The organism is Candidatus Hydrogenedentota bacterium (assembly GCA_019695095.1).
Taxonomy (GTDB): domain Bacteria; phylum Hydrogenedentota; class Hydrogenedentia; order Hydrogenedentales; family SLHB01; genus JAIBAQ01.
Genome location: JAIBAQ010000140.1, coordinates 1 through 16,052, shown reverse-complemented (window position 1 = coordinate 16,052; position 16,052 = coordinate 1). Strand labels below are relative to the sequence as shown.

Here is a 16,052-nt window from a genome sequence, read left to right as displayed (position 1 = left end):
CCACGATCAGGATTGCCATGAAAGACGGGTCGGAGCGCGTGTTGCACTTCGGCGCGGAAGAGAACGGCGCTTATCCGTTCGCGGTGGAAGGGAAGGGCATTCTGTTTAAGGCGGAATCGATGGACGTACTCGAGGTCCTTCCCGCCAGCGCAACGTTGCTTCAGCCCGAAGCGCCGGCTCCTGCCGCGCCGGGTGACGCTGCGCCCGCGGCACCGCTCGCGCCAGTCCCGGCACCCGAAGCCCCGGCAGAAGTAGCTCCAGTTGCGCCGCCTGCGGAGGCAGCCCCTGCGGCTCCCACGGAGTTGGTCCCGCTGCCCGCGCCTGCGCCCATGCCGGAAGCCCCGGCACCAGCACCAGCGCCTGAAGCACCGGCACCTGCGCCTGAGGCGGCAGCACCGGCACCTGCACCCGCTCCCGAAGCACCTGCGGCTCCGGCACCTGAGGTGGCAGCACCGGCTCCCGCGCCTGCTCCCGAAGCTCCTGCGGCACCTGCTCCGGAGGCCCCTGCGGCTACCCAGTAGTCTTTGACATAGGGGCTACTGTTTGGCATATCGACCCGGCGGGTTCGAGTGAAAACTTGGCCCGCCGGGTTGCTCTTTCGGGGAGGATCGAATACCCTTCTGCGGGGGGGGATGAGTTCATACCGGGAGATCATGTAATGAATCGTGTATTGCTGTCTGCATGCTTATTCAGCATTTGTGTCTCGGGAACGTACGCCGATGACGCGTGGTGGAATCCCGATTGGCAGTTCCGGCAATGCATCGACCTGAACACGTCACTCTTGAGTGAAGATCTCGCGAACTTTCCGCTCTCTCTCCGTATCGACCTGAACGCTCTGCCTTCCGGGGCCGTACAGTCCGACGCCCGCGATGTTCGTTTCGTCGATATTTCCGGGAACGTACTCTCGACTGAAATTGCGCGCACGGATGGCAAGGTGCTTGAGGCAACTGTCCTCGTTCCGCGTATTGCCGCAAACACGCCTGTTCAAAGCCTGTATATGTACTTTGGCAACCCCAAGGCCGACTCACTAAAGAACTCACCAGTCTGGGACAAGTCCTACCGCGCCGTGCTCCACCTGAATGGCAACCTGGACGATTCCTCGGGCAAGGGGGCGGTTGTAACGGCGAAGGATTCGGTTACGGTGGGCGATGGCGCGTCTTTCGCGGAGCCGGGAGGACACTTGGCGATTGACCCGGCTGCGCTAGCGGGAATTGGCGAGCAGATCACCATCGTGACGCGCTTCCGGGCAGTGGCCAAGCCCGATATGCAGACGCTGGCCTCGGGCACCAAGGGCGAAGGGCCGGAGGAGTGGTTCAACTTTGGCATGCGAATGCCCAACACGCTGCACACGAATGCGGCAAGCCGCGGCAACCGCCAACCTGAACTCAACCTTGCAGGCATTACGCCCGACGAATGGCATTCGGCGTCTGTCGTGTATGACGCTCGTACGAAAACGCGCACGGTCTGCATCGACGGAACCGCCCTTCAAAAGGACAACGCGTTGACCGGGCCGCTGGAGGTCAAGGAGGTGCGCATTGGGCGCGGAGTCGCGCATTTCGAGTCATGGCGGTTCAACGGCGTCATGGATGAGGTTCGCGTCGCTAGCGCCGCGCGATCGGATTCCTGGCTGCGCGCCGAGACGGCCTGCCTCGCCGAGTCGAGCGCCTTCTACTCTCTTTGCGCCGTGCAGAAGCAAGGCGATCCCCCGCCGCCTCCCGGTGCGTTTTCACTTACCTCACCCGCAAGCGAGTCGCTGTGCAGGGGCCGCACAAGCCAGGTCTTCGCATGGAGCGCTTCTCCCGGCGCGCGCAATTACGCGGTCAAGTTCTACGAAGCCCCGGACGCAAAAGACGCGGTGGAACGCATCGATGCCGGACTGAAGACTTCCATCGAGATTCCCACGGCGAAATTCTCCGGCAAGACGCTTTACTGGAATGTTGTTGCCAGCAACGACAACGGAACCACCGAAGCCAGCCGGAATAAGGTGTCGTTCTACGATTGGAGCGCGACGACGGCGTTGTCCGCGCCGCAGCGCAGCGCACTCCCGGTTCAGGACATCCTCGCGGGAGCGCAATACGATCTGCATGGCTACTTGCGCACGCGCATCGACAACATCATTCGGCGTTACTTCCTCGAAACCCCTGAGTCGAGTCCTGCGATCCTTCAAGTTTTTCGTGACCGAGACAAGACCCCCGTTCGCGACCCGTTGATGCCGTGGGCCGGGGAGTTTGCCGGGAAGTATCTCACGGGCGCCGAACTCACGTGGCGCGTCACGCGAGACACCGCGCTCAAGGAAACCATCGACACGTTTGTGCGCGACCTGATCGCGTGCCAAGGTCCGGACGGTTATCTCGGACCTTTCCCCAAGTCCACGCGGCTGACAGGTCCCAATTGGGACATCTGGGGCCATTACCATTGCATGCTGGGCCTCATGCTCTATTACGAAGACACGGGGTACGAGCCCGCGCTGGATGCGTGCCGCAAGGCCGCCGATTTGCTCTTTGAGACATTTGGCCCTGGCGGACCGACGCTTACCTGCGACGGTTCCGGCGGGCAGATGAACATGGCCGTGTGCCATAGCCTCGTCTTGCTTTATCTCAAGACCGGCGTACCTCGTTATCTCGACCTCGCCAAGTACATTGTGCACGATGCGTGGAACGAGCCCGGAGCGGGCCACTACCTCGAATCGGCGTTGGCGGGCAAACGCGTTGTGGAGTTTCCGCAGCACCGGTGGGAAGCGATTCACGATTGGCAAGCCCTCGCCGAACTGTATTGGCTGACCGGCGACGAGCAGTACAAGAAAGGCTTCGAACACATCTGGCGCGACGGGCTCAGCGATCGCCACAACACCGGCGGCGCGACGGCCGGCGAAGGATTTGTCGGTCATCCCTACGATCCGGGCGCTATTGAAACCTGCTGCACCATCGCATGGATCGCGATGTCTATCGACATGTTGCGCATGACCGGCGAAAGCCGAGTCGCGGATGAGATCGAGTGGAGTACGTTGAACAGCGCGCTCGGCGCGATTCCCTATAGCGGCCGCGCCTGCGCCTACAACGTTCCTATGAACGGCACCCGAACATATGGCGTGGAATTGTCGTGGCAATCGCCCAAAGCGGGCCCTGACCTCAACTGTTGCGCCGTCAACGCCAATCGCGCTGTGGGCATGATCGCCGACTGGGGACTGATGAAACGCGACGGCGGGCTCGTCGTCAACTTCTACGGCCCGGGATCGATGATCGGTGCGTTGGACGACGGTAACCGAGTCGCGCTGACGCAGAATACCGAGTACCCGGCCTCGAACCACATTGAGATCGCGGTCAATCCGGACAAATCTGCCACCTTCCCGCTGTGGTTGCGGATACCCTTCTGGTCCGCCGACACGAAGATCGCCGTCAACGGCGAACGGGTTGCCAACGTGAAGCCGGAGACTTACGCCGAACTGAAGCGCGCGTGGAAAGCAGGCGACGTAATCACGATCGAATTCGATTTCACGCCCCGTCTCTGGCGCGGTGAAAAGAACTACGAGGGGCGCGTCTCGGTATTCCGTGGTCCGCTGTTGATGACGTTTGATGGCCGCTACAGCGATCTCGATCCTAACAATCTGCCTGTAATCGACACGGCCAAGTTGACCTTCGAGCCGCAGCCAATCTCCGGCGCGTTGCCGCCGTGGGTACTGTTCAATTTGAAAGCCGCCGATGGAACCGTGCTGCCTCTGGTAGATTTGTCCAGCGCAGGCCAAAGCGGTAACCACTACGTGACGTGGCTCCCCGAGAAGAAGTAACGTAGCCAACCCATTAGTCGTGGAGTCGTGCGCGCTCGTTTGTGAGCACAAGTCGCCGGCGCTCAGCAGCGTCGGCGGCTTGTGCACATCAGGGCGAATTCAGTTGGAGTCCTGTCGTCCGTCGAGCACGCGACGAATCTCTTTCGCCATGCTTTCAATCGAGAATGGCTTATGAATGAAAGGAGCGCCTTCGGCGAGAATCCCCTGCTTTGAAATCACATCCGCGGGATATCCGGACATGTAAATGTACTTCAACTCCGGGCGCGACGCCGTAAGTTGTTGCACCAGTTCGCGCCCGTTCATCTCCGGCATGATTGTGTCCGTCAGCAACAGATCCAACGGTCCGACGTGGTTCTTGGCAATGTGTACGGCCTGCAGCGGCGTAGTCGCGGACAAGACGTTGTATCCCAATCCCCGGAGTCCTCGACGGAGCAAGCTCAAAACGCTTTCCTCGTCCTCAACCAGTAGAACCGTTTCGGTGCCGCTGGGCGGTGCCATTTCGGTGGACGGCCCCGTCACATCTTTCGGCGTGTTCTCGCTTCGAGGCAGGTAGACGTTGAATGTAGTCCCGCTGCCGATCGTGCTGTTCACATCGATGAATCCGCCGTTTTGCTTCACGATTCCGTACACGGTAGACAATCCAAGGCCTGTGCCTTTGCCCGATTCCTTTGTCGTGAAGAACGGCTCGAAGATGTGTTCTATCGCCTCATCGGGAATTCCCGATCCGGTGTCCGTTACGCTGACGACTACGTAGTCGCCGGGAACAAACGATGGATCGTCCGGACGTTGTTCCTCGCCCAAGGTGGCGTTGGCCGTGTGGATCGTGATCACACCGTTTCTTGCGATGGCATCGCGGGCATTCACGGTGAGATTTGCGAGCACTTGATCGAGCTGCGACGGATCCATGAAGACCTGCCAGACCTCGGCGCCCGGCACCCAGACGAGCTCGACGTTCTCACCGATGAGTCTTCGCAACATCTTGAACATTCCGGAGATTGTGTCGTTCAGATCGAGTACGCGGGGCTGTGTTGTCTGTTGGCGCGCGAATGCCAGCAATTGACGCGTCAGATCGCTCGAACGCCTCACCGCGTTTAGGATTTCTTGAAGGTCGCCGTAGATAGGATCGGTTTTGTCGATACGTTTCAGCGCGAACTGTGAATAACCGAGGATGATGGAAAGCATGTTGTTGAAGTCGTGCGCCACGCCTCCCGCAAGTCGTCCGATCGATTCCATCTTTTGCGCCTGAAACAACTGGGCTTCCAGTTTGCGCGTCTCAATCTCGCCCAGTTTGCGTTCGGTCACGTCCATTGCGGCTCCGCGAAACCCCTGCAACTCTCCCGCAGCGTCGAGAATAGGAAGTCCGCTTATCTGCAGCCAAACCGGACGGTCTCCTTTGGCGCGCATGCATATCGCCAAATCGCGCACCGCATCTCGGGACTGCACGTGCTCCCGAAAGAACCGCTCCAACTCCATTCGCTCAGCCGGTCCCACAAGTTCCAAGAAGCTCGTCCCGATCAGCTCTTCGGGCCGGTACCCCAAGATACTCTCGACCCGTTCGCTCAAGTAGGCGAAGCGGGTATCTACGTCCAATTCCCAGATGAACTCACCGGCCGCGTGACTTACATCGCGGAAACGCTGCTCGCTAATCCGTAGCGCTCTTTGCGCTTCGCGCTGCGCCAACGCTACCGCAATCTGGTCGGCTGCGTTCTCGATGAAGGCAATCAACTCTGGGGTGAACAGGTTCTTCCGGCGGTCGTTGAATTGCAGGAGTCCCAGGGTCCGCGCGCCGTAACGCAACGGTATCAAGGCGACCGACTCGTACCCCTCTCCGTTGCATCGGTTACGCGTTCGCGCCTGGAGGTCGTCTTCGGTTGTGCTTGCGAGCAACTCGCTCGTGCTGTTCGTCCAGAAGCTGCCCTTCTCCGTGAAGAACGGTTTCGATGGATCGAATCGGCCTTGAATCACGTTGCCGCACATGCAATCCAAGATTGGATTGCCCTCAGCGTTGCGGAGTATCTCGCCCGCGCTGTCTCGCGCGCACAGAAATTGCTCGGTACGTACAAATTCTTTCGAGAACCCGCACGTCTCGAAATAGGGAAAGTCCTCTCCCTGCTGTAGTCGAATTCCAACCGCCTCGCACTCCATCCATTCCTGCAAGTGCCCCGTGACTGCGCGGATTAGGTCGGTGGTTTCCGTGTTTTCGTTCACCAGTTGGAGCAGACGCAAATTAGATTCGCGCTCCCTCCGGTGCTGCAACTCCGTGGAGACGTCGCGGAAGAACCCCTGGATAATCCTTCGTCCTCCGAACTCCAACGAGCTGGCCTTAATCTCCACCTGCTTGATGCTGCCATCCTTACACAACAGGTCTGCAGACAAGAGCGCGCCTCCCGTGGTCGATCGATGCTCCGCGAAAGAGCGGCTGAATTGTCCCTTGCGCTCGGTCTCGGGATGCAGCATCATTTGCGGCCGGCCCTGCAATTCCTCGCGCCGATAGCCGCTCATATGGACGAATGCCTGATTGCAGTCGATGATTTCGCCCGACTCAGCCTCCGCCAATACGATGCCCTCGGTCGCTTCATAAAACAGGCGGTAGAAACGGTCTTGGCTCTGCGAGAGTTCAAGCTCCGTCTCCGCGTGGCGCACGCGGGCCCGGAGTGTCCTCATGCCAAACGCAAGGTCTCCGGCGAGCTCCTCGAGCAACCGGATTTCTTCCTCCTGGTAGCGGCCTTTTTCGTCTGAAAGGATTGCCAAGATGCCCATTGCACCATTATCGCCAAGCAGAGGAAAGTAGATGCCCGAGGCATACCCGCGCTTGCTTGCTTCCGCGAACCACGGCGCGTACTCCGGAGACGCGGCCAAATCCTGGAGGACCTGGATGCTTCCCGTGCGAACGGCTTTCCCCATCGGACCCCTTCCCAAGTCCGATTCCTCTGACCACGAAAAGCGGACTTGGGACAGAAAGCCCTCCTCGCGGCCCGCCCATGCCACGGGGCGCAACGTTTTATTGGCGTCATCCTCGGCGAGACCGACCCACACGAAGACATACCCGCCCACTTCATGGACAATCCGGCAGACATCTTCCAACAGGTGTTGTTCATCCGTAGGCCTTACCAACGCTTCGTTGCACTCGCTCAGGGCGCGCAGCGCGCGATTCATTCGCCGTAGCTCTTCCTCGCTGCGCTTTCGTTCTGTGATGTCTTCCTTGACGGCAATGAAGTGCGTGATCGAACCGTCTGCATCGACGATAGGCGAAATGGAGGCCAATTCCCAGAACAATTCGCCGCTTTTCTTGCGGTTATGGAATTCGCCCCGCCATTCCTGGCCAGACGTAAGGGCCTTCCAGAGCGCCTTGTATTTGCTTTCGGGCATCTCACCGGACTTGAGAACACGCGGGTTCTTTCCAATAACTTCCCCGCGCGTGTATCCGGTGATTTCGCAGAACTTGGGGTTGACGTACTCGATGTCGCCTTCTGCATTCGTGATTACGATGGACGCAGGACTCTGCTCGACGGCTCGCGAGAGCTTTCGCAGCTCTCCCTCGGCGGCCTTACGTCCGGAGATGTCTTGAAATAGCAGCACCACTCCATCGTCCAGTTTTACGCAGGTGTGACTGAACCAATTATGCAAGCCGTCTGCATCGTACAAGTAATCCGCAGTCGCCGGTTCCCCGGTTTCTACCACGTGGATCATTTGCTCCATGGCGGCATGGTTCTTTACACCCGGGAAAGCTTCCAGCAGGGTGCGCCCGTTCAATCCGTTACGCCCAAGAAGTAGCTCCGCTCCAGCGTTAAGGTACTCATACCGGAAGTCAACGATACGCCCGCCTTCGCGCACGGCGCGAAAGACGATCAGGCCGTCCTGCAATGCGTTTTGCACCGCGTTCAGGCGTTCGAGGTCCTGAAGATGATCCGAGGTTTCTTGAGCGAGCCTGCGCAGCCACCGCGAGAGCGATACGTAGAGAAGCAGCGCGGTAACGGCGACAAACCCCCACCCTTTGAGCATGCTCATAACGGTTGCCCATTGGGGATTGGGGCTGATATGCGCGACCAGCGTGTCCGACAACGCAATCCATAACGCCGCCGCCGTTGTGTACACCAGGACGGTCCGGAGGGGGATCGACGTTGCTTCACTGTAGCGGCGTCTAGACGACATCGTCATCTCCTCGCCCCAAGGCTTAGGCGCAAGATGAAGCGGACAACTTCACCTTACTGCTTGCAGGAGAAAAGCAAATGGGATTAAACAGCGCTTGAACCAGTGTCGTGCGCCGTAAAACTGTACGATCGTTAAGCACAAGACTGGGTGAACTGAATCTATCGATCCGCGCGCAGATTCCGCCGGAAGGTATGGGCGTTGTGCCTTCAGTTATTTTGCGAGACGTCAAATTGAGATCGTCCCCTGCCTGACCCTAATGGCGCAGACAGACTTCAGGTGAGATTGAGCGAAATGCACCCTCCCACGCTCAAGACACTTGCCCTTAGGACAAGCTCATTGTACAGTAGAAATCAAAGGGAAGCTAGTAAAATGTGTTTCTCGCTCAATCCACTGTCAGGCTAGTCCTATTCTCCACACGGTTTAGGCGCTTGCCGGAGCCTGCGCAAGTCAACCCCGGACCTGTGCGCAAACCGTTATGCAGGCGTGTCCATGCTGACGTCGAATCGGCGGAACACCCACGCAGCCAGGGGGATCATCGAGATGCTGAAGAGCATCATGATAATCCAGCTTACGGCGACGAAGGCGGTCACGGAGGCGCCCAGGGCCAAGTAAGCGGCGCCTCCTGCAAGCGCGGCGACACCACACGCCAAGGCCACGGAAATGACCTTGAGCAGCATGAACAGGAGCTGCCGTCCAAAGAGCTGAATGTCTCCCGGACTAAACGCAGCGAGCCGAGTTGGAAACAATAGGAAGAGGATGTTGTCGACGGCGATCAGCAGCGTGTTCAAGGGCGGCGCGAACAGGATCGCGAGCAGCAACGCGCCCGGGCGCCCGGCATACGCCACGGCCGCCGCGACGAGTCCAATTTGCAGGAGGCTGCACAAGGCCACGGGGACCACGAATTGACCCGCCACGATGGCGCTCGCGCGCAAGGGCATCATCTTGAGCCAGTCCATTTGCTCGATGTCCGATCGGAAGTCGTAACGGAGCATCGTGCTGAGGAAGATGGTCAACCAGACCATCAAGCCTGCTATCAATGCCCAGACCTGGGCCGCGTCTCCCTGCTTACCGGAAAACGGCAAGGCGACGCCGATCCCCATGAACAACATGAAGACAACGATGCTTCGCGAGTTGCGCACGAGATTGACGGCTTGCCTCCAGGCAACAGGACCCGCGCCGAACCAATACGGGAACTGCGACACCCGGCGCATCTTCGCGCCGGCCTTCGAGGTCTGCGCCATGCCACTGCGCTGGGCGCGTTTGATGCGGTCGTACATCTTCTGGCTGACATGAACCGCCGCTTCGCGGTATTCGGCATCCAATCGAATGACAAACAGGAAGAGCGCGAGATCTACGGCCAACGAGACCGCGCCCCACAACGCCAAATCCGCGGGGGCGGCCGCCGTCATGGTTCGCGCGAAAGGTTCCAGCGGCAAGAGAACGTACTTGAGGAAGGACGACTCGTGCGCGCGCTGAATCACCTCAAGCGCGTTGCCCGAACTGCGGAGCATCAGGACTTGTCCGACCGCCACGGCGACCAATGCGCCGACGCCGTACAAGAAAGCTTTGCGCACGCGCGTGTAGGCATGTTCGGCCATTGTCTGGCCAAGCAGAATGAACGCCATCGTAAACTGCTGCACAAACACGATGCCGAGGAACGTGCCGAGATATGCCGCATGCCACGATGCCGCCATGCGCGCGAACATGATCGAGAAGATAGTCGCGCTGAAAACAACGCCTGCCAGTCCGCCCAGAATCTTGTAGATCAGTAATTCGCGCCGGCCGAATGGGCCCGCAAACAGAAAGTCCACTTCGCCCGGACTAAAGTAGATGGCGCGTTCGCCCGCGGAGGTGGCCAGCGAGAGAATGCACATACCCAGAATAATCATCGGCGCAAGCGAATGGAGCCTTGCCAGATCGTTCGGGTCCTTTGGCAAGGCAAACGACATGACAACAGTGGGCCCGAGCCACAGCCCGATCATGATGACGCCTACGACAAAGAAGATGGCGCCGCGGGGCGTCTTGGCGCCACGGAACACGCGGCGCTTCATGCCGGTCAGGCGCAGGCGCGATAGTTTCCATAGAGCGGGATGCATTACTGCCATGCTGGCCGCCTCACGACGTGGATTCGGGGGAAGCATCCCCCTCGGTCGCTTTGAAGAACAACTCTTCAAGCGAGGCATCGCCGACGCCTGCAAAGGCCGCGCGCGCTTCTTCAAGCTTTCCGAAGAAGAGGCGCTTGCCCTTGTGCAAGATGAGCAAGTGGGTGCACATGTCTTCGACCAGTTCGAGGATGTGCGAACTGACCACGACCGACGCGCCATTTTCGACGCGTTCGAGGATGGAGTTCTTCATGGTGCGAATGCCGCGCGGGTCGAGGCCCGTGTGCGGCTCGTCGAAGAGAATGACCTGCGGTTCGTGCAGGTACGCGCAACAAATCGCCACCTTCTGCCGCATGCCGCGCGACAGTTCCTGCGCCATGGTGTTGCGCTTCTCTTCCAACTCGAACTGCCCCAGCAGGCGCTCGCCCTTGCCCTTCCAATCGGCGACGCGATACGCCGATGCGACGAAGTCGAGGTGTTCCCACACGGTGAGCGTGTCGAAGAGCTTCGGATCGTCCGGGACGTACGCCAGCCGCATCTTGGCCGCGATAGGGTCGTTCACGATGTCGTGACCCGCGACGATGAGTTGCCCCGCCGTGGGCGGGATGATCCCGGCGATACTCCGCAGTGTCGAGGTCTTCCCCGCGCCATTGGGACCCACAAGCCCGAGGATATCCCCCGGCTTCACCTCGAAGGATAGATCGCCCACCGCGACCGTGTCGCGATAGGTTTTGTTGAATCCGGAAACGCTAATCAAGGCATGTACCGCTTTCTGAGGTTGCTGCGCCCATGCGGCGCTCCCCGCTGTGAAAGGACGTATATTGCCAGCCGGACGGGGCTTGCCGCAACGAACCCCTCGCCGAAGGTCACCGCGGGTAGCTCAGCACCCTCTCGAAAATACGTTCCAGTGCCTCCGCAAACGCTTGCGGGGTGTGGGCCGTGCGCACGCGCTCGCGGGCTGCCATGCCCAATGCCAGGCGCTTCTCGGAAGAACGCAACAGCTCGACCACTGCGTCGCCAAAGGCCGCTTCGTCGTTGTCGTCCACGATGAGACCGGTGTGGCCGTGGTCGAGGGGATGCGCCGCGCTCCGGCACGCGACAATCGCGCGGCCCGCGGCCATCGCATTCAGCAGTTTGATCGGATAGCCCGACCAGGACACGCGCGGACACACAACCACGCAGTCCCGCGATAGCACCTGTTTGAGGGCGTCGAAGTCCGGCGTGCGGATAATCTCCGCGTGGGGGACATGCCGCTTGTCATTCGTCGCCACGAGAAGGCGCGTTTCCGGCATCTGTTCGCGCACGCGCGCGATCACGTGATCCAGAAATGCGACGTTCTGATACGAATCAAGATTCCCGGTATACACGACCGGAGGCGGTGTCTCCGAGACAATGGGATCCGAAAACCAGCCGGCGTTTGCCGGCGGGGTCAACACGCTCACCCGCGCGGGAGTGCAACCGCAGGCCATGAGGTACGACCCCAACCCCGCGTGCGGCGCGACTACGTGTTGAGCGAGGCGAGGAAATGTCCGATCGAGCCGGCGGCCAACAAACTCCGCAATGCGGCCGAACGGCAGAAAATGCGGCAGTTCGTCCACCATGGCGTTGTGTGCCTGATACACGATTGCGCGCGCGCGGGCCGCAAGCGCCACCAGCAGTCCTTCGTAGTTGTGCGCGAGCACCACGTCGATGGAATGGCGCCTCATGACGCGGCGCAACGTGCGCACGAGCAACAGATCAAGCAACGGTTTGTGCAGCGAGGGACCGGCCTGCGTCCGCCTGGCTCCAGGTACGCGCGTCGAGCGATGAACCTGCAATCCGAAGTCTTCCTCGCTTTCGCCGTACCCGTAGACGACGAGGTGAACCTCGTATCCGTGCGATTGCAGCGTCAGCGCGGTGTCCTTCAGGAACACCTGCGATCCCTGCGGCACGGGAAAGGGACATGCCCCCACGACGGCAATACGGGTGCTCACGATGCCGGTGACCCGAAGAACGGAGACTCGAAAAACAGGGACAGACCCGTCTCCGCTCGCTTTGCTCGCTGCGCTTGCGTCAGTCCCTGTTCTTCCTTCACCCTTGCCGATCCTTTGGGATCAACTTTCCCGGATTGAGGATGTCGAGCGGATCGACCTGGCTCTTGACAGCCCGGAGCATGTTCAAAGCCAACTGTCCTTTTTCTCGCAAGAGATACGGCAAGTGATCCGTGCCCACGCCGTGATGGTGGCTGATCGTGCCGCCGTTCGCGAGAATCGCTTCGGAAGCCGCGTGTTTGATTGATTGCCATTGACCGTACGGATCGTCCGGATCGCGCACGTACACATACGTGAAATACAGGCTGGCGCCGTCTTCATACGCGTGGCTCACGTGCGCCATGACGATGCCCTTCGACCCTGGCAAACCGGGGCGCGCCGCCATCGCATCGCCGATAGCCTGCGTGATGACCGCGTGGAGATGACCGAGGTTGGACCACCGCGTCGCCGTCTCCAGCGTATCGACGGCAAGCCCGCGATCCATCAGCGGATCGCGAAGGTATGGCATCGTGAACCGGCCCTTGTACCACGCCGTCCCGAAATGATCCCCCATATGCATGCCGCCATTCGCTTCGACGATCGCCTGGCTCCGCTCGCGCGATGCGTCGACGATGGCCTTGTCTCCTTCAATGCCCACCAGCATCAGGCAGAACCGAGCCGAGCGATCCGCTTCTCCACCCATGTGCAGGGCTTGAAGGAAGTAAGTCTCGTCGGGATCGGAGAGGCGAATCATGGCGGTATGCACGTCCGACTGCATCAAGGTTCTTGCCGCGACCAGCGCCGCCGAATAGTCCATGAAAATGTAGCCGCGATAGTCCTTCGCCTCGGGCACCGGGTGAATGCGAACTTCCGCTTCCGTGATTACGCCCAACGCGCCTTCGGAACCCGGGACCAGATCGTTGAACTGTGGGCCCGCCGCCGACGCGGGGAATGCCTCTGTCTTCCACAAGCCCGCCGGCGTCACCAACGTAGCCGAAAGTAACCAGTCTTCGGCCTTGCCGTAGCGATTGCTTTGATGACCGGCGCCGCGCGCGGCAATCCAACCGCCGAGCGTCGAAAACTCGAACGACTGCGGGTAATGACTTAGCGTGAAGCCTTTCGCCTGCAGTTCCTTTTCAAGGGCCGGACCATAGATCCCCGCTTCGATACGCGCCACCCGGGCTTCTGCGTCGATTCCTAGCACGCGGTTCATCAGCGTCATGTCGAGCGTAACAATGCCCGTCTGATTAGGGTTCGACTGCGCGTTCACGCCGCCCACCACGCTCGATCCTCCGCCAAAGGGCACGAGGGCAATTCGGTGCTCGGCGGCAAACCGCACGACGACCAACACTTCGTCCGTGCTTGCTGGATACACGACCGCATCCGGGGCCGGATTTATGCGGCCACTACGCAGGCAAAGCATGTCGGGATAGCTTCTGCCGCGCGCATGAAATGCGCGCTCGTATGAATCTGTCTTGACGCGGTCCGGCGACGTCAACGCGCCGAGTTCGCGCAAGGTCTGAGCGTTCAACCGAATCGGCGGCAATGCGATTTCAGACAGCGGTACCGCGGGGGTATTGGGAAGCGGGTCGACAGCCAACGTGTGGCCGACCCAACGCCAGACATCATTCGCGCGCTCGCCGAGCATGTCGGGCGCATCAATCCATCCCCATCCGTTCCAGCGCAACTTACCCCGATCGATACCCACGTCATTTCGCTCCGGCTGCATACAAATCCCCCCCCTTTCATACTAGGTTAGTCTGCACCGGCGGCAATGTCTAGCCGTGAGCGGGGTTGGAGAAGAGCGTCACACGATCGACACGGCAGGAGCCGCCGTTTGCGAAGCCCCAGACTAATGCGTCGCCTTCGCTCGGACCGGTTGTAAATGTGACGTACTTGGTTTCGCGACTGCCGGAACGCTGAGCCCATTTGAGAAGCACGCGATCAGGCTTGCCGCTATCGCTCCGAGCACGCAACTTCAGCCACGCATGCGATCCAAACTGGGGGTCGACTCGCGATTCATAATCGAAAGACAATGTGTAGCGCGTGTTGGGCGATAAGCGCACTAGTGCCGGATCGGTCGTGAGGACTTCGCTGGACCGTGGCTGGCGCGTTGCGGGATCGAAGGCGACTTCCAGGGAAGCAGTCCTGAAGCCGTTCGCCTCCGTGGGCGAAACGGCAGCGTATATCACGTTGTCTGAGGGAACACGCGTTACGCAGATATCATCGATCGCCACGGCGCCCTTTTTGCGAATGCCCCACATCAGCCGGTAATCGCCGTGAGGAGCCAGCGCCACAACGACCGTCTTCGCAGCCGCGCCAACCCCGGGCTGATCTCGCCAGCGCGTGAATCCCCGGTCCTCCGAAATTCCGCCACTGTCGGAGCGCGCCAAGAAATAGAAGAAGCCGGGATCCTCCAGCGTCCCACCGTGCGCTTCGATTGGCCGATACAGGAAGCTCACCACATAGACGCCGTTAGGCTCCAACGCAAGGGATGAAGGATTCGACTGAAGGAATTCGCACCACTCCTGCTCACCCTTGTTTACACCTTCGACACTCCGCGCACCGCGAACGACTTGGGCTGCGTCGCTGGTTCGTTGTCCGTGGGAATCGTCGATGCGATACGCAGCCGACTCTTCACCTTCGAAGGTTTCGAATGGAAGGGGAGCGCGCGTACTCGTCTCGCGTGCGACATGTACGGCGCCAATCCGGTACGTATTGCCTTTGCCGTCTTCGATTGGCAGCGCGATGCGTTGGGTGCCCGCATCATTGACCAGCGAAATTCGAACGGTGTAGTCGCCCGAGTCGAATCCGTGATCCGGCAAGTCGAACGTCGAAACCCAGCGAAACGTCTCGCCGCGAACGATATTCGTTGGATCGAATACCGAGTCTACGCCTCGCCAGCGTGTTATACCGTCGCGCTCCAACGAAATCTCGAACCGGTAGGGATACGGGAGACGGCCCTGAGCCCGGTTTTCCCATGTGTGCATCACGTGAAAGGGCCGACGGGGAACTATACGATCCGGCACGTCGATAGACACGGGCACGAGCCGGTAGCCCATCTCGCGCAACGTGGCGTCCATCAGGGCACCATGCGTATTGTAGAACTGAACGGGCGGCGCGGCGCTCAAGTCCTGTACCGTATCCATAACGCCGACGTCCCAATTGCAGAGCATGATGTAGTTCGCGTGGTACTGAAGGGCCTCGTCAAGCGCCGATTGCAGGTCGTATCCCCATCGCTCGCCACGCTCAAACACCGACACCGCCCCACCCAATTCTGCTATGAAGGGCTTGCGTTGGCTCTGCCACACGTCGCACATCAACCGCCCGTCGAGATTATTGTAGATATACCCGGCAACACCGTCACGGCGCGGCGCGACGCGGGGCAGCGAGAATGCGTAGTCGAACGCCGATCCGGTCACATAACGTTCGTAGCTGGGAGGCGGGTTGCCGCGGCTGGCCAGCCCGGCAGGCAGCAGATCGTCGCGATACTCCCACGACGTGCTGAGGTACAAAAAGAACGGCTCGGGCCGCTTGGCAAACGCGTCCTGCCACGCATCGACAATTGCGCGAAGTATGCGAATGCGCGTGTCCATATCGGGCATGTCGTGGCCGCTGTGCCACTCGCCCCACATGCCGTAGCCGCGCAGGTCCGCCGCCTCGATGGCCGAAAATGGTTGCATGTGATCGGCCAAGGCAGTAAGGAACAAACGCAGTCTCGGCAAGTAGATAGGGTTCGTGTAATCCGGGAGCGCGATCTGTTTGCCCCACTCTTCGCGGGTCATTTTTCCGACTCTGAGATCGTACAACCACGCGGGCGCGCCGCCGTCTCCGTCCATTCGCCCGTTGGTGATCATTGCGTCGGTGGAAATGCGCAGGTGGATCTTCTTGCCCTTCTCGCTCCAGAACCGTATCGCGCTATCGATCAACGACCAATCGTAGATGCCTTCACGCGGTTCGAGCGCCGCCCAATCCGACAAGACAGCCACCGTATCGACTTTGCCC

At 60.1% G+C, this 16,052-nt stretch carries 8 protein-coding genes; 2 read left to right on the top strand and 6 right to left on the bottom strand.

Translation table 11 applies throughout. The features are described 5' to 3' along the window. Both K1Y02_19035 and K1Y02_19030 read left to right on the top strand, forming a co-directional pair. The coding region (locus K1Y02_19035) for a hypothetical protein (GenBank protein MBX7258466.1) at window positions 1-521 on the top strand (521 nt) is incomplete at its 5' end. A 137-nt stretch (window positions 522-658) separates the two neighbouring features. Beyond that, complete coding sequence (locus K1Y02_19030) at window positions 659-3,784, top strand: glycoside hydrolase family 127 protein (protein ID MBX7258465.1); 3,126 nt, start codon at window positions 659-661, stop codon at window positions 3,782-3,784. A gap of 99 nt (window positions 3,785-3,883) precedes the next feature. Here K1Y02_19030 and K1Y02_19025 read toward each other — a convergent pair whose 3' ends face one another. From K1Y02_19025 to K1Y02_19000, 6 genes are all read right to left on the bottom strand, one after another. Continuing rightward, window positions 3,884-7,936, bottom strand: coding sequence for a PAS domain S-box protein (locus tag K1Y02_19025; GenBank protein MBX7258464.1), 4,053 nt, complete (start codon window positions 7,934-7,936; stop codon window positions 3,884-3,886). Window positions 7,937-8,409: 473 nt separating this feature from the next. Next, entirely contained in the window at window positions 8,410-10,041 is a 1,632-nt protein-coding gene (locus K1Y02_19020; protein MBX7258463.1) for a putative ABC exporter domain-containing protein, read from the bottom strand. 10 nt (window positions 10,042-10,051) lie between these two features. Next, window positions 10,052-10,795: an ABC transporter ATP-binding protein gene (locus tag K1Y02_19015; protein ID MBX7258462.1), complete on the bottom strand. Its 744-nt coding sequence runs from the start codon at window positions 10,793-10,795 to the stop codon at window positions 10,052-10,054. Between the two features lie 109 nt (window positions 10,796-10,904). After that, window positions 10,905-12,011 carry a glycosyltransferase family 4 protein gene (locus tag K1Y02_19010; protein MBX7258461.1) on the bottom strand — a complete coding sequence of 369 codons (1,107 nt, stop codon included), beginning with the start codon at window positions 12,009-12,011 and terminating at the stop codon, window positions 10,905-10,907. A 97-nt stretch (window positions 12,012-12,108) separates the two neighbouring features. Continuing rightward, window positions 12,109-13,776: an FAD-binding oxidoreductase gene (locus K1Y02_19005; GenBank protein MBX7258460.1), complete on the bottom strand. Its 1,668-nt coding sequence runs from the start codon at window positions 13,774-13,776 to the stop codon at window positions 12,109-12,111. A gap of 49 nt (window positions 13,777-13,825) precedes the next feature. Beyond that, window positions 13,826-16,052: beta-galactosidase (locus K1Y02_19000; GenBank protein MBX7258459.1), on the bottom strand; the 2,227-nt coding region annotated here is incomplete at its 5' end.

What these genes read in the sequence shown, in the direction of transcription:
- K1Y02_19030 (MBX7258465.1), top strand. Translation starts at nt 659, where the DNA reads ATGAATCGTGTATTGCTGTCTGCATGCTTATTCAGCATTTGTGTCTCG.
- K1Y02_19020 (MBX7258463.1), bottom strand. Translation starts at nt 10,041, where the DNA reads ATGGCAGTAATGCATCCCGCTCTATGGAAACTATCGCGCCTGCGCCTG.
- K1Y02_19025 (MBX7258464.1), bottom strand. Translation starts at nt 7,936, where the DNA reads ATGTCGTCTAGACGCCGCTACAGTGAAGCAACGTCGATCCCCCTCCGG.
- K1Y02_19005 (MBX7258460.1), bottom strand. Translation starts at nt 13,776, where the DNA reads ATGCAGCCGGAGCGAAATGACGTGGGTATCGATCGGGGTAAGTTGCGC.